This window comes from Corallococcus aberystwythensis (assembly GCF_003612165.1).
Lineage (GTDB): Bacteria > Myxococcota > Myxococcia > Myxococcales > Myxococcaceae > Corallococcus > Corallococcus aberystwythensis.
Genome location: NZ_RAWK01000007.1, coordinates 1 through 19,142 on the forward strand (window position 1 = coordinate 1; position 19,142 = coordinate 19,142).

Annotated in this window: 19 protein-coding genes and 1 riboswitch; of the genes, 5 read left to right on the forward strand and 14 right to left on the reverse strand. The window is 70.5% G+C overall.

Annotation, left to right across the window (positions count from 1 at the left end):
- Window positions 1-185: 185 nt before the first annotated feature.
- Window positions 186-1,184 carry a helix-turn-helix transcriptional regulator gene (locus D7W81_RS01765; protein ID WP_120553557.1) on the forward strand — a complete coding sequence of 333 codons (999 nt, stop codon included), beginning with the start codon at window positions 186-188 and terminating at the stop codon, window positions 1,182-1,184.
- Here D7W81_RS01765 and lpdA read toward each other — a convergent pair.
- Window positions 1,181-2,578, reverse strand: coding sequence for a dihydrolipoyl dehydrogenase (lpdA, locus tag D7W81_RS01770; protein WP_120553558.1), 1,398 nt, complete (start codon window positions 2,576-2,578; stop codon window positions 1,181-1,183). The genes D7W81_RS01765 and lpdA overlap by 4 nt on opposite strands.
- An 81-nt stretch (window positions 2,579-2,659) precedes the next feature.
- Here lpdA and D7W81_RS01775 point away from each other — a divergent pair, with 81 nt between their 5' ends.
- Entirely contained in the window at window positions 2,660-3,787 is a 1,128-nt protein-coding gene (locus tag D7W81_RS01775; protein WP_244226915.1) for a hypothetical protein, read from the forward strand.
- A gap of 60 nt (window positions 3,788-3,847) precedes the next feature.
- Here D7W81_RS01775 and D7W81_RS01780 read toward each other — a convergent pair whose 3' ends face one another.
- The 10 genes from D7W81_RS01780 to hisG all read right to left on the reverse strand — a co-directional run bounded on the left by D7W81_RS01780 (window position 3,848) and on the right by hisG (window position 11,717).
- Window positions 3,848-4,291, reverse strand: coding sequence for a DofB protein (locus tag D7W81_RS01780; RefSeq protein ID WP_120523716.1), 444 nt, complete (start codon window positions 4,289-4,291; stop codon window positions 3,848-3,850).
- Window positions 4,292-4,513: 222 nt separating this feature from the next.
- Window positions 4,514-5,131, reverse strand: coding sequence for a bifunctional phosphoribosyl-AMP cyclohydrolase/phosphoribosyl-ATP diphosphatase HisIE (gene hisIE, locus D7W81_RS01785; protein WP_120553560.1), 618 nt, complete (start codon window positions 5,129-5,131; stop codon window positions 4,514-4,516).
- Window positions 5,128-5,910 carry a histidinol-phosphatase gene (gene hisN / locus D7W81_RS01790; protein ID WP_120553561.1) on the reverse strand — a complete coding sequence of 261 codons (783 nt, stop codon included), beginning with the start codon at window positions 5,908-5,910 and terminating at the stop codon, window positions 5,128-5,130. The genes hisIE and hisN overlap by 4 nt, the downstream gene beginning before the upstream one ends.
- A complete protein-coding gene (gene hisF / locus D7W81_RS01795) occupies window positions 5,907-6,668 on the reverse strand; it encodes an imidazole glycerol phosphate synthase subunit HisF (protein ID WP_120553562.1) in 762 nt (253 codons plus the stop codon). Before hisF ends, hisN begins: the two co-directional genes overlap by 4 nt.
- On the reverse strand, window positions 6,668-7,213 hold the full coding sequence (locus D7W81_RS01800) for an imidazoleglycerol-phosphate dehydratase (protein ID WP_120523712.1): 546 nt from the start codon (window positions 7,211-7,213) through the stop codon (window positions 6,668-6,670). The genes hisF and D7W81_RS01800 overlap by 1 nt, the downstream gene beginning before the upstream one ends.
- Entirely contained in the window at window positions 7,210-7,926 is a 717-nt protein-coding gene (locus tag D7W81_RS01805; protein WP_120553563.1) for a 1-(5-phosphoribosyl)-5-[(5-phosphoribosylamino)methylideneamino]imidazole-4-carboxamide isomerase, read from the reverse strand. Before D7W81_RS01805 ends, D7W81_RS01800 begins: the two co-directional genes overlap by 4 nt.
- Window positions 7,923-8,516 (reverse strand): imidazole glycerol phosphate synthase subunit HisH, encoded by a 594-nt coding sequence (gene hisH / locus D7W81_RS01810; RefSeq protein WP_120553564.1) that lies wholly within the window; start codon window positions 8,514-8,516, stop codon window positions 7,923-7,925. Before hisH ends, D7W81_RS01805 begins: the two co-directional genes overlap by 4 nt.
- Window positions 8,516-9,565 carry a pyridoxal phosphate-dependent aminotransferase gene (locus tag D7W81_RS01815; protein WP_120553565.1) on the reverse strand — a complete coding sequence of 350 codons (1,050 nt, stop codon included), beginning with the start codon at window positions 9,563-9,565 and terminating at the stop codon, window positions 8,516-8,518. The genes hisH and D7W81_RS01815 overlap by 1 nt, the downstream gene beginning before the upstream one ends.
- The gene (gene hisD / locus D7W81_RS01820) at window positions 9,562-10,863 is read right to left on the reverse strand and encodes a histidinol dehydrogenase (protein ID WP_120553566.1); all 1,302 of its coding nucleotides are present in this window, start codon (window positions 10,861-10,863) and stop codon (window positions 9,562-9,564) included. The genes D7W81_RS01815 and hisD overlap by 4 nt, the downstream gene beginning before the upstream one ends.
- Window positions 10,860-11,717 carry an ATP phosphoribosyltransferase gene (hisG, locus tag D7W81_RS01825; RefSeq protein ID WP_120553567.1) on the reverse strand — a complete coding sequence of 286 codons (858 nt, stop codon included), beginning with the start codon at window positions 11,715-11,717 and terminating at the stop codon, window positions 10,860-10,862. The genes hisD and hisG overlap by 4 nt, the downstream gene beginning before the upstream one ends.
- A 294-nt stretch (window positions 11,718-12,011) precedes the next feature.
- On the opposite strand from hisG, the gene thiO reads away from it, so the two are divergent.
- The 3 genes from thiO to moaA all read left to right on the forward strand — a co-directional run bounded on the left by thiO (window position 12,012) and on the right by moaA (window position 15,604).
- A complete protein-coding gene (gene thiO / locus D7W81_RS01830; RefSeq protein ID WP_120553568.1) occupies window positions 12,012-13,127 on the forward strand; it encodes a glycine oxidase ThiO in 1,116 nt (371 codons plus the stop codon).
- Between the two features lie 172 nt (window positions 13,128-13,299).
- A complete protein-coding gene (locus tag D7W81_RS01835) occupies window positions 13,300-14,532 on the forward strand; it encodes an HD-GYP domain-containing protein (protein ID WP_120553569.1) in 1,233 nt (410 codons plus the stop codon).
- Window positions 14,533-14,599: 67 nt separating this feature from the next.
- Complete coding sequence (gene moaA, locus D7W81_RS01840) at window positions 14,600-15,604, forward strand: GTP 3',8-cyclase MoaA (RefSeq protein WP_120553609.1); 1,005 nt, start codon at window positions 14,600-14,602, stop codon at window positions 15,602-15,604.
- A gap of 3 nt (window positions 15,605-15,607) precedes the next feature.
- Here the strand turns inward: moaA and D7W81_RS01845 are convergent, their stop codons facing one another.
- The 3 genes from D7W81_RS01845 to D7W81_RS01855 form a co-directional block, all read right to left on the reverse strand.
- The gene (locus D7W81_RS01845) at window positions 15,608-16,012 is read right to left on the reverse strand and encodes a DUF4870 domain-containing protein (protein WP_120553570.1); all 405 of its coding nucleotides are present in this window, start codon (window positions 16,010-16,012) and stop codon (window positions 15,608-15,610) included.
- A 129-nt stretch (window positions 16,013-16,141) separates the two neighbouring features.
- A complete protein-coding gene (gene thiC / locus D7W81_RS01850) occupies window positions 16,142-18,013 on the reverse strand; it encodes a phosphomethylpyrimidine synthase ThiC (protein WP_120553571.1) in 1,872 nt (623 codons plus the stop codon).
- Window positions 18,014-18,057: 44 nt separating this feature from the next.
- A riboswitch (TPP riboswitch) is annotated at window positions 18,058-18,170 on the reverse strand.
- An 89-nt stretch (window positions 18,171-18,259) separates the two neighbouring features.
- The gene (locus D7W81_RS01855; protein WP_120553572.1) at window positions 18,260-18,868 is read right to left on the reverse strand and encodes a hypothetical protein; all 609 of its coding nucleotides are present in this window, start codon (window positions 18,866-18,868) and stop codon (window positions 18,260-18,262) included.
- Window positions 18,869-19,142: the final 274 nt, after the last annotated feature.

The window sequence follows — 19,142 nt, forward strand, 5'->3', positions numbered from 1 at the left end:
GCCCCCAGCATCGTCGCGATTCCCCGGCCCGCGCCCCGCGTCGCTCCCGCGACCAGGGCAACCTGTCCCTCGAGTGGCTTCATGTTCGTGCTCCCCTTTCACGCGCCACCTTGCACGCCCAATCCTGACAACCCCTGTCATGATTCCAAAGCCAGGCTGCACGTCTCCCCACGGCCGGAGGGCCCATGCGCGCGGATCGCCTCGTCCACCTGTTGATGCGCCTCCAGGCCCGGCCCCGCAGCACCGTGGGCGAGCTGGCGCGCGAGCTCCAGGTCTCCAGCCGCACCGTGCACCGGGACCTGGACGCGCTCTCCACCGCGGGCGTCCCCGTGTACGCCACACGCGGAGCGACGGGCGGCGTGGCGCTGATGGAGGGCTGGCGCACGCAGCTGACCGGCCTCACCCGCCCGGAGCTCCAGGCCCTGGCCACGGTGGGAGCCCCCGGAGCCCTGGACGACCTGGGCCTGTCCACGCCGCTGCGCACGGGCCTGGTGAAGCTGGCCGCGGCCCTCCCCGCGCTCCAGCAGCCCGCGTTGGAGCACGCGCGCCAGCGGCTCCACGTGGACGCCTCCGGCTGGTTCACCGGCCGCGAGCCCCTGCCGCACCTGGGCAAGCTGCGCGACGCCGCATGGCAGGACCGCCGCGTGTCCCTGAGCTACCAGGACTTCGACGGCGCCCGCTCCCGCCGGACGGTGGACGCCTACGGGCTCGTCATCAAGGCGGACCGCTGGTACCTCGTCGCCGGGACGGACAAGGGCCCCCGCGTCTTCCGGGGCGGGCGCATTGGCGACGTGCGCCTGAGCCCCCAGGGCTTCACCCGCCCCCACGGCTTCGACCTGCCCGCGTTCTGGAAGGACTGGTGCGCGAAGTTCGCCGTGGAGCGCCCCCGCTACGACGTCACCCTCTCCTGCACCCAGGAAGGCGAAGCGGCGCTCAGGAAGCTGCGTCCCCCGGCCGACGGTGAGCGCCTGGACAGGGCGCCCGCGGCACGCGGTGGGAAGCGGAAGGTGACGCTGGACTTCGAGCGGGAGGCCATCGCGGTCTCCCAGCTGTGCGAAATCGGGGCGGGCGTGGAGGTGCTCGCCCCGGAACCGCTGCGCCAACGGCTGGCCGCGCTGGCGGCCTCACTCCAGGCGCTCTACGGCGGGCCCGGCCAGCAGAGGCCGGGCCGCCGTGCCCGCTAGAAGTGCAGCGGGTGACCCAACGTGGCCTCGGCGCCCTCGTGCATGATTTCCGAGAGCGTCGGGTGCGCGTGGATGGTGTGGGCCAGCTCCTCGGTGGTGATCTCCAGCTTCATCGCGACGCAGGCCTCGGCGAGCAGCTCCGTGGCGTGCGGCCCGATGATGTGGATGCCCAGCACCTCGTCGTACTTCCGGTCGGAGACGATCTTGATCATGCCGATCGACTCGTTGGAGATGGCCGACTTGGTCACGGCGCCGAAGGGGGCGATGCCCACCTTCACGTCGTAGCCGCGCTCCTTGGCCTTCTTCTCCGTGAGGCCCACGGACGCGACCTCCGGGTAGCAGTACGTGGCGGACGGGGTCAGGTCGTAGTTGATGGGCTGCGGGTTCTTCCCCGCGATGTGCTCCACCACCATCACGCACTCCGCGCTGGCCATGTGCGCCAGCATCGGCGTGGGGATGACGTCGCCAATGGCGTAGACGTTGGGCTCGCTGGTGCGGCACAGCGTGTCGACCTTGATGAAGCCGCGGTCCACCTGGACGGCCGTCTTGTTGAGGCCCACGTCCTCGGTGACGGGCGAGCGGCCCACCGCCGACAGGAGGATTTCAGCCTCCAGCGTCTTCGTCTCGCTGCCCACCGTCATGGTGACGCGCACGCCGTCCGCCGTGTGCTCCACCTTCTCCACCTTGGCGCCCGTGTGCACGTCGATGCCGCGGCGGCGGAAGATCTTGTCCAGCTCCTTGGAGACGTCCGCGTCCTCGATGGGGAGCAGCGCGGGCATGTACTCCACGATGGCCGTCTTGCTGCCCACGTGGTTGAACACGGAGGCGAACTCGCAGCCCACCGCGCCCGCGCCCAGGACGATGATGCTCTTGGGGATGCGGTCGATGCCCAGGATGGAGTCACTGTTCATCACCCGCTTGTGGTCCACCGCCACGTTCGGCAGGGACTTGGGCACGGAGCCCGTGGCGACGATGATGTTCTTCGTCTCCAGCGTCTGCTTGGAGCCGTCCTCCGCCGTGACCTCCACCTTGCCCTTGCCGGCAATGCGGCCGTGGCCCTTCACCACGGTGATCTTGTTCTTCTTCATCAGGAAGTCGATGCCGTTGGCACCCTTGGTGACGACCTTGTCCTTGTGCTTCTGGGCGTTGGCCCAGTTCACGGTGGGGTTCGCCACGTCGATGCCGAAGTCGGACGACTCCTTGATGTGGTGGAAGAGGGACGCCGTCCACAGCAGCGACTTGGTGGGGATGCAGCCGCGGTGCAGACACGTGCCACCCAGGCGCTTGTCCTTCTCGATGATGGCCGTCTTCAGCCCGAGCTGGGCCGCGCGGATGGCGCCCACGTAACCGCCAGGACCCGAGCCGATGATCACCACGTCGAAAGTCTCAGCCACACACGCCTCCGGTCATTTTTGCGGATGGAACTCGCGGGCGCTGATAACCCCCGGTCCCGGTTGGAATCAAGGAGTTTGCTCGTGCGTCGCTTCCCGCTCCACACGCTTCTCTTGATGCTAGTAGCGCTGCTGGCGTTCGCGCGCCTCTATTACGTGTCGCATCAAACCCCGCCCGCTCCGGCCCCCGGGAAGGCGCCGGGCGCGGCCCCGGTGAGGATCACCCCGCCCGACCTGGGCCCCGCCGCGTGCCGGGGCCTGGACGCCGTCCTGGGAGACCTCCTCCAGTCCGACGGTGGCACCGGGACGGATGCCGGGACCGCCTGGAGCGATGCGCGCCGCCAGCTCGGCGACTGCCCCACCCCTCCGGCCGCCGCCTGCGCCAGGGGCCCTGCCCTGGCCTCCCGCGCGCCCGTCACCGCGAAGGACGGGCTGCCCCGGGAGCTGCTCGCCACCCTGTGCGAGCGCTGTGCGCCGGCTGACAATCCCTGCGGCCGGGCCGTGGCGCACGCGCTGCAGGAAGCCGCGCAACGAGGCAACCCGGCCCTGCAGGAGGCGACCTGGAACCTGGAGCACGCGGGGCCCGCCCTGGGCACGGCCTGCCAGGAGCTCGTGCGCCAGGCCGTGGGCCCCGCGGCCGTGACGGGCTCGGACCTGGAGCCGCAGCTGCTGGCGCTCACGGAGGCGCTGGCGCCCACGTGCGTGAAGACGGGGCAGCTGCCCGCGCCGCTCCTGAACGCCGCGGCGGTGCAACAGGCCTCACGCGCCCCCCTGCTGGCGACGCTCAATCGAGAAGGCGTGGTGGAGACGAAGCCCGTCGAACCGGATCAGCACACAGGGCCCGGGGACGCGTTCCGCGCGTTCGACCGGGACGAGCTGTCCGGAGTGAAGCTGCCCATGGCGGGCTCGGGCAAGGACGGCGCGCTGCGGCTGGGGTACGCGCCGTCGTTGAAGCACGTCGTGTCGTTCCAGGTGCGGGCCACGGGACCGGGCTCGCTGCGGGCACACGTCCGCGCGCCGGACGGCGTGGGGCATGCGGGGCCGGAGGGCACGGGCTTCTTCGTGGACCCCACCGTCTGCCGCTTTCACGGCACGGGCAGGTGGGAGATCTGCAAGCCCGCCGTCCCCCTGCTCGACGTGGACGCAGTGAGCGTCCTTCCGGAGCGGCCGGGCGTGGAGCTGAAGGAACTGGAGATCATCGGCGCCCGGTAGGCTCGGGCGCCATGACGCACGCGGCGTCGGAGGGGACTCCGACGTCGCCCGCGTGGGTCTTCAGGCGATGAGGCCGCGGTCGCGCGCCTGGCGGAAGATGGAGGACGCGTCCTTCTTCAGCGCGGTGGAGACGTCCTTGACGATGGCGTCCGCCGACTTGGCGACCGACAGGTAGTTGTCGAACGTGCGCGTGAGGATGAGCACGCCCGAGATGATGACTCGCTGGAGGTTGTGCTGCAGGTCCGTGCCCTCGTAGACGAGCCAGGACTGCTCACAGTAGCGGCGGCCCTCGGCCACCATCTGGTTCAGGTGCGCGCGCTCGGTCGCGTCGGGAACCTTCGCCTTGGGGCTGATGGACGCGATGTAGAGAACGTTCTGCCCCAGCCGCTGCGTCGCCTCCTCCATCTGCGCCATGATGGCCTGGACGTCGTCCTTCGTCGGCGGGTTGTGCCAGCGCGAGAACAGGACGCGGTCGATGAGTTCGGATTGGTACGTGGCAGACACGAAGCCTCCGGGATGCGAACGCTGATGACGACGGGGCCGCTTCGTCGGGCACGGCCCGCGTTGCAGGCCGGAATCTGTACCAGGATCGCAGAGGCGGTTGAAGAGTAGCGGACACACGCCTGCACCTTTGGGGCGCCTGTGTGCCAGCCACGCTGTGAGGATGCAGTGCGACTGAACAACTCCGCCTGGGTCGCAACCGACACGCCGGTCAATCCGGGGAGTTCAGGGCGATTTCGGACGTGCACGGGCGGCCAGCACGGCCTTCACGTCGTCCAGCGACAGGCCCAGGGGACGCACCGCGACGAGCACATGGTAGAGCACGTCGGCTGCTTCCTCGGCGGCCCGGTGCGCATCCGCGTCCGCGCAGGCGGTGACGAGCTCCGCGGCCTCCTCCCCCAGCTTCTTCAGGCGCAGGTTCCGGTCCTCCAGGAGGCGCCGGGTGTAGCTGGGCTTCGCGCCCTCGGGCGCAGGCGCTGACGCGCGGGCGGCGAGCGTCGCGTCCAGGTGCGCGAGCGCGTCCCAGCGGCCCTCGCCGAAGCAGGTCTCCTCGCCGGTGTGGCACGCGGGGCCGGCCTTGCGCACGCGCGCGAGCACCGCGTCGCCGTCGCAATCCGCGGAGAGGGAGACGACCTGCTGGGTGTTCCCGCTGGTGGCGCCCTTGTGCCAGAGGCCGCGCGTGCGGGAGCGGTAGTGCATCTCGCCCGTGGCGAGCGTGCGCTCCAGGGCCTCGCGGTCGGCGTGCGCCACCATCAGGACGTCGCCGGTGCTCGCGTCCTGCGTCACCACGGTCACCAGTCCCTGGCCCTTGTCGAAGTCCAGCTTGGAGAGGTCCAGCGTCATGACGGGACTCCCGTGCGAAGGACTTCGCGTACGCGCTTCGCCAGCGCCGCGTTGGTGGCGATGCCGTCACCGCCGAACGCCGTGCGCGTGCCCTTCCAGTCGGTGAACACGCCGCCGGCCTCCTCGATGATGGGCTGCAGGGCCGCCGCATCCCAGGGCGACAGGCCTTCATCCACCATGACCTCCGCGCGGCCGGTGGCGACGAGGAGGTAGCCGTAGCAGTCCCCCCACGTGCGGGAGAGGGACGCCTGCTGGGACAGCTCCCGCCAGGCCGCGCCCTTCGCGGGGTTCTGGAGGAAGCGCTCGTCGGTGACGAGCACCACGGCCTGGGCCAGCGAGTCCTGCTCCGACACGCGCGCTGCGGATCCATTCCAGAAACAGCCCAGGCCCGGGGACGCGACGACCAGCTCGTTCACCGCCGGGAAGTAGGCCGCGCCCGCGAGGATGGTCTCCCCTTCCGCCACCGCGACCAGCGTGCCCCACAGCGGCACGCCCCGGATGAACGTCTTCGTGCCGTCGATGGGATCCAGGATCCACCGGCGCTTCGCGCCCGGCCGCGACTCGCCGAACTCCTCGCCGAGGATGCCGTCCTCGGGGAAGCGCGCCTCCAGCCACTCGCGGGCGGTCCATTCAGCGGTGCGGTCCGCCACCGTCACGGGGGTTCCGTCGCTCTTGGTGTCCACGGCGATGCCGCGCCGGAAGAAGTCCAACGCCACGTCACCGGCCTTGCGCGCCACGTCGGCGGCGGCCTCCATCAAGTCTCGCGGGTCCGCGTTCATGTCGTGCTCCGGATGGCGATGCCGTTGTCTTGCAGCAGGGACTTCAAGGCGCTGACGGTGGTGAGGCCGTCGTGGAGGATGCCCGCCACCAGGGCCGCATCCGCCGCGCCCAGCGTCAGGGCATCGCGCACGTGCTCCGCGCGGCCCGCGCCTCCGGACGCGATGACGGGCACGTCCACGGCCTCCGCCACCGCGCGCGTCAGGTCCAGGTCATAGCCCGTGCGCGCGCCGTCCCGGTCGATGCTGGTGAGCAGCACCTCGCCCGCGCCGCGCCGGACGCACTCCTTCGCCCAGGCCACGGCGTCCAGGCCGGTGGGCCGCCGGCCGCCGTGCGTGTAGACGCGGTAGCGGTCTCCCTCCCGCTTCGCGTCGATGCTGGCGACGACGCACTGGGCACCGAAGCGCTCCGCGCAGCCGGTGAGCAGCTCGGGCGTGGCCACCGCCGCGGAGTTGATGCTCACCTTGTCCGCGCCGGCCCGCAGCGCGCGGCCCACGTCGTCCACGGTGCGCACGCCTCCGCCCACCGTGAGCGGGATGAAGAGGTGCTCGGCCGTGCGCTGGACCAGGTCCCACAAGGTCTGCCGCTCCTCGGCGCTCGCGGAGATGTCCAGGAAGGTGACCTCGTCCGCGCCCGCCTCTTCATAGCGGCGCGCCAGTTCCACCGGGTCGCCCACGTCGCGCAGGCCCTCGAACTGGACGCCCTTCACCACGCGCCCGCCCTTCACGTCCAGGCAGACGATGATCCGTCGGCGGAGCATCACTTCACCTCCAGGGAGACGCTGCCCTTCATGCTGAAGACGACGCCGGAGTCCACCATCGCGTCGCGCAGCGCGAGCCCCAGCGCCTTGAAGGCCGCCTCGGTGAGGTGGTGGCTGTCCTTCCCACGAAGCACGCGCAGGTGGAGCGTGATGCGCGAGTGTTCGCAGAAGGAGCGCATCCAGTGCTCGTACAGCCGGTTCTTCAGCGGGCCCCGGTAGTAGAAGCGCCCGCCCGCGTCCAGGCACGCCTGCACCAGGGCGTCATCCATGGGCAGGGTGCGTTCGCCGTAGCGCGCCGCGGTGGCGGGGATGACGCGCTGGACGGCGGTGCCCAGGGTGATGGCCACGTCCTCCATCAGGTGGTGGCGCAGGTCGCCCCGAGCGCGCAGGGTCAGGTCCAGCCCCGCGTAGCGCGCGAAGGTGGCGAGCATGTGGTCGAAGAACTTGAGGCCCGTGTCCACGCGGGCCACGCCTGAACCGCGCGCCAGCTCCACCGTGACCTGGGTCTCCTTCGTTTCGCGGACGACCGTGGTGACCGTGCTCATTGTGTGAACTCCCGCGCGACCGCGCGCGCATCCAGCCGTCCTGTGTAAAGCGCCATGCCCACCACCGCCCCGTGCGCGCCCACCTTCGCCAGCGCACGCAGGTCTTCCAGCGTCGTCACTCCTCCAGAGGCATGGAGCCGGTGCCGGCTCGAACGGGCCACCTCCTCCATCAGGGGAAGGTCCACGCCACCCAATTGCCCTTCCTTGTGCACCGCCGTGACGAGCAGCCCGCCCAGCGGCAGCGGCTCCAGCGCGGACAGCACGTCGCGGATGTCCCGCGCGCTGCCAGCCGTCCAGCCCCGCGTCACGACCTCGCGGCCCTTCACGTCCGCGGCGACCACGACACGGCCGGGGAAGCGCTCCGCGACCTCGGTGAGCCAGGCCAGGTCCTCGATGGCGCGGGTCCCCACGACGACCGAGGACGCGCCGCCCGCGAGCACCGCCTCCACGCGCGAGACCTCGCGAACACCGCCGCCGACCGTGAACGTGAGGCCCGGGGCATGCGACACCAGCCGGGCCACCACGTCCGCGTTGGAGCCCTTGCCCAGCGCCGCGTCCAGGTCCACGACGTGGAACGTGCGGAAGCCCAGCGCGAGCCACTGCTTCAAGGCGTCCAGCGGATCATTCACGCGCACGCGCTCCGCCTCGTAGGAACCGCCTACGAGCTGCACGCATGCGCCCTCCCGCAGGTCGATGGCCGGGATGGCGATCATGAGGCCACCTCCTGGAGGAACGCCTGCACGAAGCGCACGCCCGCGTGGGAGGACTTCTCCGGGTGGAACTGCACGCCCAGCACGTTGCCGCGCCGGACGGACGCGGGGAACCGGTCGCCCTCGTGGGTCGTCCAGCCCACCACCTCGCGCGACTCCACGGCGCGGCACACGAAGCTGTGCGCGTAGTACACGGTGGCCGACCCCGCGGACTTCAGCGCCCGGTCTTCCTCTACATCGTTCCATCCAATCTGAGGGACCTGCCGCGCGGCCAACCGGGTCACCCGGCCCGGGAAGTAACCGAGTCCCTGCCCTGCCCCTTCGTCGCTCTCCTCGAAGAGGAGCTGCATGCCCAGGCAGATGCCCAGGCAAGGCAGGCCCGCGTCGAGCGCCTTCCGCATCGCCTCGCGTCCCGGAGCCAGCCGCGCCGCCGCGGAACCGAACGCGCCCACGCCGGGCAGCACCAGGACGTCGGTGTCCAGCGCGCGCAGCGGATCCTCCTGCACGCGCACGTCCGCGCCGGGCGTGGTGGCCAGCGCCTTGATCAGCGAGTGCAGGTTGCCCGCGCCATAGTCGAACAGGGTCACCCGCATCACAGCACCTCCTTCAAGGCCTTCAGCGCCGACGCCATCATCGGCCAGGGACCGCAGCCGATGCGCAGCGCATCGCCCACGCCCGTGAGCCCTTCGAATACCCGCACGTTCACGTTGCGCTCCCGCAGTGACTCCCCTACCCGCCGGGCCTCCGGCACGGGCACGAGGAGGAAGTTCCCTTCCGAGGGCAGCGGCTCCAGGCCCAGCGCCTTCAGGCCGCCGCGCAGCCGCTCGCGGTTCTCCACCGCCTCCGCCGCGCAGGCCTCCATCCACGCGACGTCCTCCGTGAGCGCGGACACCGCCACGGCCTCTCCCAGCGTCGTGTGCTTGTAGGGCCCGCGGGCCTTCTCCACCTCCGCGACCAGCGACGGAGAGCCGACGCCCCAGCCCACCCGCAGGCCCGCGAGTCCGAACGCCTTGGACATCGTGCGCGTCACCAGCACGTTGGGCCGCGTCCGCGCCAGGTCGAGGAAGTCCCCGCCCCGCGCGAACTCCACGTAGGCCTGATCAATGAGCACCACGCCCGGGGCCCGGTCCACCAGCCGCTCCACCGCCGCGCGCGAGGCCACCGTGCCAGTGGGGTTGTTCGGCGTGCACACGTAGATGAGCTTCGCCCCCGTGGCGAGCAGCCCCTCCACGTCCAGGTCCAGGTCCAGGTCCGAACCCGCCCGCAGCGGCACCGGCACCGGCTTGAGCGCGCTCAAGCGGGCGAACAGGGGCACCATCACGAACGTGGGATCCGGAAAGGCCACCACGTCCCCGGGCTCCAGGAAGGCCCGCAGCGCGCAGTCGATGACGTCGTCGGAGCCACACCCCGTCGTCACGTTCTCCACCGCGACGTCCGCGTAGCGGGCCACAGCGCGCTTCAGGTCCGGCGCATAGCCGGCGGGATACCGGGCCAGCCGCAGGAAGCCCTCCTCGCGCAGCACGCGATCCGCCGAAGGTGGCGCGCCGAAGAGGTTGGTGTTGTCACTCAGGTCCACCCGGCACGGCTTCTTCGCCGGGGAGTACAGGGGGATGTCCCGGTACGTGTCGCGGAACGGAATCACGGCACCCTCCAGGCCCGCGCCGCGGCCGCGTGGGCGAAGAGCCCCTCGCTGTCCGCCAGCGTTCCCACGTCCTGAGCCATCGCCGCCGCCGCTTCAGGCGTCACGCGTTGCCACGTGGTCCACCGGTAGAAGTCCAGCACGCTCAGCCCCGAGTACGCCCGGGCCAGTCCCGCCGTGGGCAGCACGTGGTTGGCGCCCGTGAGGTAGTCGCCGAAGGCCACCGACGCGCACTGCCCCAGGAACACCGTGCCCGCGTTGCGGACGCGCGCCAGGTCCTCCGAGGGCTTCGACGTCGCGAGCAGCAGGTGCTCCGGCGCGAAGTCCGCGACGAAGGGCCACGCCTCCTCCAGTGAGTCGATGCGCAACACCGCGCCCCGGCTCCCCAGCGCTGACAGGACGATGTCTCCGCGCCGTGCGACGCGGGCCTGCTGCTCCACCGCGCTCCGCACCGCCTCCGCCAGCGAAGCGCCCACCACCAGCGCCACGCAGCAGGCCTCGGGGTCGTGCTCCGCCTGGGCCAGCAGCTCGCGAGCCACGGCTTCCGGTCGAGCGCTCGCGTCGGCGACCACCAGGATTTCGCTCGGGCCCGCGGGAGCGTCGATGGCCACCGCGTCCACGACCTGGAGCTTCGCCGCGGCCACATACGCGTTGCCCGGTCCAACGATGCGGTCCACCCGCGGAACGCTCTGCGTGCCGTAAGCCAGTGCGGCCACGGCCCCAGCGCCGCCCAATGCGAACACCCTGTCCGCGCCCGCCAACGCCGCCGCCGCGAGCACGCCCGCGCTCGGCAGACCGTCCGGCCCGGGCGGAGAGCAGACGATGACCTCGCCCACGCCCGCCACCTTCGCGGGGACCACGCCCATGAGCACGCTGCTGGGGTACACCGCCCGGCCGCCAGGGGCGTACACCCCGACGCGGCCCAGCGGATCCGGCCGGCGGCCCACGACAACGCCGGGCTCCGTCTCCACTTCGATGGCCTGAGGCCGCTGCGCCTCATGCGCCCGGGCGATGTTGCGCGCCGCTCGCGTCAGCGCCTCACGGACCTCGGACGGAATCGACTCCAGCGCCGCATTCCACCGTTCACGAGGCACCTCCAGGGCCTTCAACTCCACACGGTCGAACTCCCGAGCGAAGTCGAAGAGGGCCCGGTCCCCTTCCGTGCGCACGCGGGCGATGAGTGCCTGAACGCGGGAGGCCACGAGGGCATCCGACTCCCCCGTGCGAGCCAGCAGCTTCCGCCGCGCGTCGGGCTCCAGCGCGGACAACGCTCCCTGGTACTTGAGGATGGAGGCGCTCATGCCATCAACCTCTCGATGCGCGTGACGAGGATGCCCTGGCCGCCCAGCGCCTTCAGCGCGTTGACCGTGCGGTAGAGGGTCCGCGTCGAGACCACCGCGTGCACCGCGACGAAGTGGCCCCCGTTCATCACATCCACCACCGTGGGGCCGTTGAGCCCGGGCAGCACCTCGCGCACCTTTTCCAGGGACGTCTTCGGAACATTGGCCATCAGGTAGCGCTGGCCGCGCGCCGCCAGCACCGACCCCAGCGCCTGCGTCAGCTCCTCCAGCGCGCGCCGGGCGTCCGAGCCGTTGCGCGGATACGCCACCAGCCGGGCGCTCGACTCCAGCACCGTGGCCACTTCCCGCAGGCCGTTCATCTTCAGCGTGGAGCCCGTGGACGTGAGGTCCACCACGATGTCCGCGATGCCCAGGTGCGGGGCGATCTCCGCCGCGCCGCTCACCGGCACCACCGTCACCTTCTGGCCCCGCTGCTGGAAGAAGGCCTGCGTCAGCCGGGGGAAGCAGGAGGCCACCCGCATCCCGTCCTTCACGTCCTCCGCACGAGCAATGCCGCTCTCGTCGCGCGCGGCCACCACCAGCCGGCAGCGGCCGAACTCCAGGTCCATCAGCGGCTCCAGCTCGCGGCCGGCCTCGTTCACCAGGTCCCAGCCGGTGACGCCCGCCTGCGCGGCGCCGTCCGCGACGAACTCCGGGATGTCCTGGGCGCGGACGAAGATGGCCTCGAACTCGCCGCCCAGGGACGCGGTGAGCGCCCGCTCGCCCCGGGCGCGCACCTCCAGGCCCGCGTCGTTGAACAGCTCGCGCACTTCCTCGGACAGACGTCCTTTGTTGGGCAGGGCAATCTTCAACATGGGTGGGCTCGGGGGACTGCGGTGGCGGAAACGAAAAAAGGCCCGTCCTGGGGGGACGGGCCTTCGGTCACTGCGGGCATCTGCCGGAAGTGGGTGCGTTCTAGTGCGTCACCCAGGCATGCGCGCGGCGAACGGTCCCGTCATGGGCCGGCCGATGATGCGCATGGTGGTGATGCAGGGACGTGGAACGCACGGCCCTAGGGTTAACGACCGGAGGCCATGACGTCAAGTCACCCCGGGTCATCGCCTGTCTTGACGCTTGCAAACCCGTGCTCGCTTGAGCACAAGCGGCGCATGGCAACCTCCGACGTCCTCGTGGTGGGCGGTGGCGTGATGGGCTGTGGCATCGCGCTGAAACTCCGTCAGGCCGGTGCGCGCGTGACGGTGCTGGAGCGCTCCATCCCCGGCGCCGAAGCCTCCAGCGCCGCGGGCGGCATCCTCGCGCCGCAGTGGGAGGCCGACGGACCGGGCCCCTTCTTCGAGCTGTGCCTGCGAAGCCGCGCCCTCTATGGAAGCTTCGCCGCCGAGCTGCGGGAACTCTCCGGCGTGGACATCGCGTACCGGCCGTGCGGCCTGTTGCGCGTCGCGTTCGACGAAGCGGACCTCCACCACGTGGAGTCCACCGTGGGCTGGCAGCACGGCATGGGGTTGCGCGCCGAGCTGCTCGACGGCAAGGCCGCGCGCGAGCTGGAGCCGCACCTGGCCCCCACCGCCGTGGGCGCCGCGCACTTCCCGGATGATCACCAGGTGGACAACCGGCTCCTCGTGCGCGCGCTCACCATGGCCGCCGCGCGCGTGGGTGCGGTGTTCCGGAGCGGCTACGTGCGCGGCGTGGTGCACGAGCACGGCCGCGCGGTGGGCGTGGACCTGGACGGCGAGGTGCTGCGCGCGGATGCCGTGGTGCTGGCCGCGGGCTCATGGTCGTCCCTGGTCCAGGGTGCGGGCGTGTCGGCGCAGGCGGTGCGCCCGGCGCGCGGACAGATGGTGCAACTCCAGACGCGGCTGCCGCTGCTGGAGCGCGTGGTGACGTCCGCGAAGGGCTACCTGGTGCCGCGCGCGGACGGGCGGATCATCGCCGGCAGCACCATGGAGCACGTGGGCTTCGACAAGCAGGTGACCGCGGCGGGCCTGGCGCGGATCCTCGACATGGCGCTGGAGCTCTGCCCGGACCTGGGCAGCGCTCCCGTCTCGGAGATGTGGGCCGGCTTCCGCCCCTGGACGCAGGACGCGCTTCCATACATCGGCCAAGGCCCCACGCCCGGCCTGTTCCTGGCCACGGGCCACTTCCGAAACGGCATCCTCCTGGCCCCCATCACCGCGAAGCTCGTCGCCCAGGCCGTGCTGGGGGAGAAGCCCTCGGTGGACCTCACCCCCTTCCGCTACGACCGCGGGACGGTGGCGCGCGGATGACGCAGGGCGCCTGCCCGCCCTACTCAGGACGGCGGGGAATTCACCTGGGACTGGAGACGTTCACCTGGGCGCCAGGGCTCGCACCCCACCCTGGATGGCAGGGAGGCGAGGGGGTGATGATTTCTCGCACTCGTTCGCCTTTAATCCCTGGAAACCTCTAGAATCTTCCGCCGTGGAAGCCATCCCCCCCGCACCGCCCAGAATCCTGATCGTCGACGATGACGATTCCGTCCGCGACGTCATCTCCGTGCTCCTCCGTGAGGAGGGCTACAACTGCGTCGTGGCAAACGGCGCCGAGATGGCCCTCGACGTGGCGGGTGAAGAAGAGACGCCGCTCGTCATCAGCGACATGAAGATGCCGGGCCGCGACGGGCTGTGGCTCCTGGAGAACCTGCGCGAGCGGCTGCCGGACACGTCCGTCATCATGCTCACCGGCTACGGCGACACCGAGTCCGCCGTGGACTGTCTGCGCCGGGGCGCCGTGGACTACCTGCTCAAGCCACCCAAGCTCACCGACCTGATCCGGGCCATCGAGCGTGCGCTCGCCAAGCGCCGCATCGAGATGGCGCGCAAGCGCTACCAGAAGAAGCTCGAGGGCAAGGTGCGCGACCGCACCGCCGAGCTGCGCAGCGCGCTGCACAACATCGCCAACACGTACCAGAACACGCTGCTGGCGCTGGTGGCGGCCCTGGACGCGCGCGAGCACGAGACGAGCGACCACTCCCAGCGCGTGGTCAGCTACACGAGCGCCATCGCCAGCCGCATGGGCATCCGCGGCAAGGAGATGGAGGAGATCGGCCGAGGGGCGCTCCTGCACGACATCGGGAAGATCGGCGTGCCGGACGCGGTGCTGCTCAAGCCCGGCAAGCTCACCCCCGACGAGTGGCTGGAGATGCGGCGTCATCCGGAGATCGGCTTCCAGATGATCCAGAACATCCCCTTCCTCTCCACTCCGGCGGACATCGTCCTGTCGCACCAGGAGCGCTACGACGGCGCGGGCTACCCCCGCAACCTCCAGCGCAACGAGATCCACATCGGCGCGCGCATCTTCGCGGTGGCGGACACGCTGGACGCGATGACGAGCGACCGGCCGTACCGCAAGGGCACGACGTTCGCCAACGCCATCCAGGAGATCAAGCGCTGCGCCAACACGCAGTTCGACCCGGACGTCGTGAAGGCGTTCCTGGACATCGGCGAGGAGGGCCTCATCCGCATCAAGAAGGAGATGGCGGAGAAGAAGCTCAACCCGATGCAGGCCGCCGCGGACGCCGCCGAGTCCGAGGCCGAGCTGGCGCGGCTCACCGACCTGGACGACGAGCCGGACTCCCCGCCCGTGGGCAGCACCGCCACGCCCATTGGCGCGCCGCCCGCCGTCATCCGCTCCGCGTCCGGCACCGAGGGCTGACCCCGCCCTCGGGAAGCGGTGGCTTTCCGCGCCGGGGTTGCTATCCATGAAGGCGGAAGGCCCCGCGATGACCGCCCCCCTGCCCGCTCCTGATCCGCTCGCCCCGCCGCTGTGTGACGCACAGGGGCGGCGCATGACGTACCTGCGGCTAAGCGTCACGGACCGCTGCAACTTCCGCTGCACCTACTGCTCGCCCGCGTCGTGGGGTGGGAAGAAGGACCTGCTGGACGCGGGCGAGTTCGAGCGCATCGTCTCCGTCTTCGCGCGCATGGGCATCCGCCGCGTGCGCCTGACGGGCGGCGAGCCGCTCGCCCGGCCGGACATCCTGGAGATTGCCCGGCGCATCGCCGCGGTGTCCGGGGTGGAGCACCTGGCCATCACCACCAACGCCAGCCGGCTGGAGTCCCTGGCCGTGCCGCTGCGCGACGCGGGCGTCACCCAGCTCAACCTGAGCCTGGACACGCTGTCCGCGGAGGTGTTCCGGCGCATCTCCAAGCAGGGAGACTTCGAGGCGGTGCTGCGCGGCATCGACGCCGCTGCGGGCGCGGGCTTCCAGTCACTGAAGCTCAACGTCGTGGTGATGCGCGGCCTCAACGACGCGGAGGTGCCGGAGCTGGTGACGTACGCGCACGCGCGCGGCATCACCCCGCGCTTCATCGAACTGATGCCCTTCGGGCAGGGCACGCCGGTGCCCACGGCGGAGCTGCTGGAGCGCCTGGCGGCCTCGGGCCGCGTCCTCACCGAGGAGCCGTCCGAGGACGCCGCGTCCCCCACGTCCGGCCCCGCGCGCTACTGGCGCACGGAGGGTGGGCGCGTGGGGTTCATCTCCCCGCTGACGCAGAACTTCTGCGGCGGCTGCAACCGGGTGCGGGTGGCGTCCAACGGCGACCTGCGCAGCTGCCTGGGCGGCCGGGCGCAGGCCCCGCTGCATCAGCTCATCCGGGGTGGCGCGACGGACGCTGAGCTGGCCGTGGCCGTGCGCCGCGCGCTGGGGGAGAAGCCGGAGGGGCACCGCTTCACGGAAGCCGGAAACGGCGCCACGCTCCTGCCCATGATGGGCATTGGCGGCTGAGGGCTACTTCACCAGCCGCAGGTTCACGGGGTAGCGGTAGAGCTGGCCCTCGTTCGCCTTGAGGCCGCCGATGACGCTGAACACCAGCGACGCCAGCGCGACGATGGGCGCCAGGATGAAGCCCACGCCCACGCACATCAGCACGCCGGAGATGACCATCGCGATGAGCGTGGTGATCTGGAAGTTGAGCGACTCCACCGCGTTGCCGCGGATGAAGGACGACTCCTTCCCCTTCGCCAGCATCAGGAACAGCGGCACCGCCCAGCCCAGGAAACCCGCGCCCACCACCAGGCCGGCGATGGAGCCCAGATGGGCCAACATCCCCATCGTCTTCTCATCCTGCGTCGCCGACGGCGAACCGGTGATGAACGTGCCGAACTGCTGATCCTCGCGCTGCCCTGGCTCCATGAAACGCCCTCCCAAATCTGAATGGGCGCAACGGGTGCGCCCGGATGGCGCAACATGGCATGCCGTGTCGGTGCCTGTCATCCAGTGGACAGGGGCCATACCAGGGGGCCCCCGTCCGCCGGCCGGCTCTCAGCGGTACAGCTCGTGGCCTGACTTCTTGAATTCCTCGCTCTTGTCCTTCATCCCCTGCTCCAGGGCCTGGCCTTCGTTGACGCCGACCTTGTCCGCGTAGTCGCGCACGTCCTGGGTGATCTTCATGGAGCAGAAGTGCGGGCCGCACATGGAGCAGAAGTGCGCGACCTTGGCGCCTTCCGCGGGGAGCGTCTCGTCGTGGAAGGCGCGGGCGCGCTCGGGGTCCAGGGACAGGTTGAACTGATCCTCCCAGCGGAACTCGAAGCGCGCCTTGGACAGGGCGTTGTCGCGGGCCTGCGCGCCCGGGTGGCCCTTGGCGAGGTCCGCGGCGTGGGCGGCGATCTTGTACGTGATGACGCCTTCCTTCACGTCGTCACGGTCGGGCAGGCCCAGGTGCTCCTTGGGCGTCACGTAGCAGAGCATCGCCGTGCCGAACCAGCCGATCATCGCCGCGCCAATGCCGCTGGTGAAGTGGTCGTAGCCCGGCGCGATGTCCGTGGTGAGGGGCCCCAGCGTGTAGAACGGCGCCTCGTGGCACACGGCGAGCTGCTTCGTCATGTTCTCCTGGATGAGGTGCATGGGGACGTGGCCAGGGCCTTCGATCATCACCTGCACATCGTGCTTCCAGGCGACCTTGGTCAGCTCGCCCAGCGTCTCCAGCTCGCCGAACTGCGCGGCGTCGTTGGCGTCCGCGATGGAGCCGGGGCGCAGGCCGTCACCCAGGCTGAAGCTGACGTCATACGCCTTCATGATCTCGCAGATCTCCTCGAAGTGCGTGTAGAGGAAGTTCTCCTGGTGGTGGGCGAGGCACCACTTGGCGAGGATGGAGCCGCCTCGGCTGACGATGCCGGTGAGGCGCTTCGCGGTGAGCGGGACGTACTGGAGGCGCACGCCGGCGTGGATGGTGAAGTAGTCCACGCCCTGCTCGGCCTGCTCGATGAGGGTGTCGCGGAAGATGGCCCAGGTGAGCTCCTCCGCCTTGCCGTTCACCTTCTCCAGCGCCTGGTAGATGGGCACGGTGCCGATGGGCACGGGCGCGTTGCGGAGGATCCACTCGCGCGTCTCGTGGATGTTGCGGCCGGTGGACAGGTCCATGACGGTGTCCGCGCCCCAGCGGATGGACCAGACCATCTTCTCCACCTCCTCCTCGATGGAGGACGTGACGGCGGAGTTGCCGATGTTGGCGTTGATCTTCACCAGGAAGTTGCGGCCGATGATCATCGGCTCCACTTCCGGGTGGTTGATGTTGGCGGGGATGATGGCGCGGCCCCGGGCAATCTCATCGCGCACGAACTCCGGCGTAATCACGCGCGGAATCGCGGCGCCCCAGGAGTGGCCCGCGTGCTGGGCGGCGAGTGAAGCGTCGAGCTTCTGGTTCTCGCGTACAGCGACGTATTCCATCTCCGGGGTGATGATGCCCTTGCGGGCGTAGTGCATCTGGCTGACGTTGGCGCCGGCTTTGGCGACGCGCGGCTTGCGGATGTGGCTGAAGCGCAGGCCATTGAGGCGCGGGTCGGCTTCGCGAGCACGGCCGTATTCGGAGGTGATGCCGGACAGCTCGTCGGTGTCGTTGCGGGCGCGGATCCAGTTCTCACGGACGGCGGGCAGACCGCGGCGCAGGTCGATGTCGGCGGTGGAGTCGGTGTAGGGGCCGCTGGAGTCGTAGACGTAGACGGGAGGATTGGGCGTCTCCGGGCCGGAGTGGCCATGGTGACGCGTGGGCGTCTGGGCGATCTCGCGCAGGGGGACGCGGAGGTCGGGGTGCAGGGACCCGGGCACATAGACCTTCTGCGAGGCGGGAAGCGGGCCGCGGCTGATTCCCTCCAGCACCTTCCCATCGACCTTCAGGCTCTTGGACGCTCCACTCATCGGACGGCTCCCTCGTGAGAACGGACGGGAGTCGGGACGGGCCTGGAGCACCCACACCGCTTCCCTCCGCCGGTACTAACCGGTTCAGGTTCAAAGGGATCGGACGCGGCCACGCGTTCGTCTCAGCCCCCTTCCGGAGGCACCCCTAGCGACTGCGGAGCGGTGTAGCGCAGGGGGAAGCGCGCTTCAACCCGGGTGGCCTTGAGCCCGGGGACAGTGGACGCACGGTGGCCCTGCGGGGAGGGCTCAGGCGACTTCGCTTCGGGCCGGCTGAGAACAGGTCGCCAGTGCGCGGCGCAGTGCAGCCTCTGCCCATCCGAGCTCCGCTTGCGACAAATCCATCCCCAGCAGCTCGCTGCCCTGGTCGTGCTCGATGACGATGCCCCGGCCCCGAGAGACTCTCGTGCGCGCGTCGCGCACGTCGATGTCCTGGATGCGTGACTTTGGGAACCGCTGGACCTTCCGGGCTCGCCAGGGGCCGTGCCGCGTCACCTCGATGCCCCGGGAGGAGGCCCTGGAATTGGCCCAGGCGCTCACGAGGATTGGCACCGTCGAAGCAGCGGATTGCAGGCCGAGCTTCTGATTCAACTGCTTCAGCAAGAAGAGCGGCGCGCCCACCGCGATGAGGACGGCGAAGGCTGCCTGCGCCGCGTATTCGAGCCGCCATCCGCACGGCGGCAGTTCCAGCGTCAGCCCCCGGGCGTCCTGCTTGAACTGGATCCCGCTGCCATGAGGCAGGTTCGGGAGGCGTTCGTCCGTGAGCGGCGATTCCTCCAGCCGCGCGGTCACGGAACGGCTCTGACCGCCCTCCACACTGAGGCCCAACCCGAGGAACCCGGAGAGCGCCTGGGCCAATTCCAGGGCCTCCTCCCGGTCGTCGCTGTCGGACAGGACGACGGCGCCCCTGGGCCCCCCACCAACGCCACGACATACACCTTCGGATTGAAGAGTCCCGCCGTGGACCCCTGGTCGCGCTTATAGATGGCCACGGGTTGGCGAAGACGCCCGTCGCCAGGGAGATCACCGGAAAGGCCAGCGCCACCAGCAGCGCGCCGCGCGCCAGCCACCCATCGATGGGATGGACTTTGTGCTGGAGGGTCGGAAGGGGCCGGAAATGGACCAGCGGTGG

Excerpts from the sequence above, each read along its gene's own strand:
- hisD (WP_120553566.1), bottom strand. The coding sequence starts at position 10,863 with ATGAGCGCCTCCATCCTCAAGTACCAGGGAGCGTTGTCCGCGCTGGAG.
- hisN (WP_120553561.1), bottom strand. The coding sequence starts at position 5,910 with ATGAACGCGGACCCGCGAGACTTGATGGAGGCCGCCGCCGACGTGGCG.
- hisH (WP_120553564.1), bottom strand. The coding sequence starts at position 8,516 with ATGCGGGTGACCCTGTTCGACTATGGCGCGGGCAACCTGCACTCGCTG.
- D7W81_RS01845 (WP_120553570.1), bottom strand. The coding sequence starts at position 16,012 with ATGGAGCCAGGGCAGCGCGAGGATCAGCAGTTCGGCACGTTCATCACC.
- D7W81_RS01765 (WP_120553557.1), top strand. The coding sequence starts at position 186 with ATGCGCGCGGATCGCCTCGTCCACCTGTTGATGCGCCTCCAGGCCCGG.
- hisG (WP_120553567.1), bottom strand. The coding sequence starts at position 11,717 with ATGTTGAAGATTGCCCTGCCCAACAAAGGACGTCTGTCCGAGGAAGTG.
- D7W81_RS01800 (WP_120523712.1), bottom strand. The coding sequence starts at position 7,213 with ATGAGCACGGTCACCACGGTCGTCCGCGAAACGAAGGAGACCCAGGTC.
- thiO (WP_120553568.1), top strand. The coding sequence starts at position 12,012 with ATGGCAACCTCCGACGTCCTCGTGGTGGGCGGTGGCGTGATGGGCTGT.
- hisF (WP_120553562.1), bottom strand. The coding sequence starts at position 6,668 with ATGCTCCGCCGACGGATCATCGTCTGCCTGGACGTGAAGGGCGGGCGC.
- hisIE (WP_120553560.1), bottom strand. The coding sequence starts at position 5,131 with ATGACGCTGGACCTCTCCAAGCTGGACTTCGACAAGGGCCAGGGACTG.
- thiC (WP_120553571.1), bottom strand. The coding sequence starts at position 18,013 with ATGAGTGGAGCGTCCAAGAGCCTGAAGGTCGATGGGAAGGTGCTGGAG.
- moaA (WP_120553609.1), top strand. The coding sequence starts at position 14,600 with ATGACCGCCCCCCTGCCCGCTCCTGATCCGCTCGCCCCGCCGCTGTGT.
- D7W81_RS01805 (WP_120553563.1), bottom strand. The coding sequence starts at position 7,926 with ATGATCGCCATCCCGGCCATCGACCTGCGGGAGGGCGCATGCGTGCAG.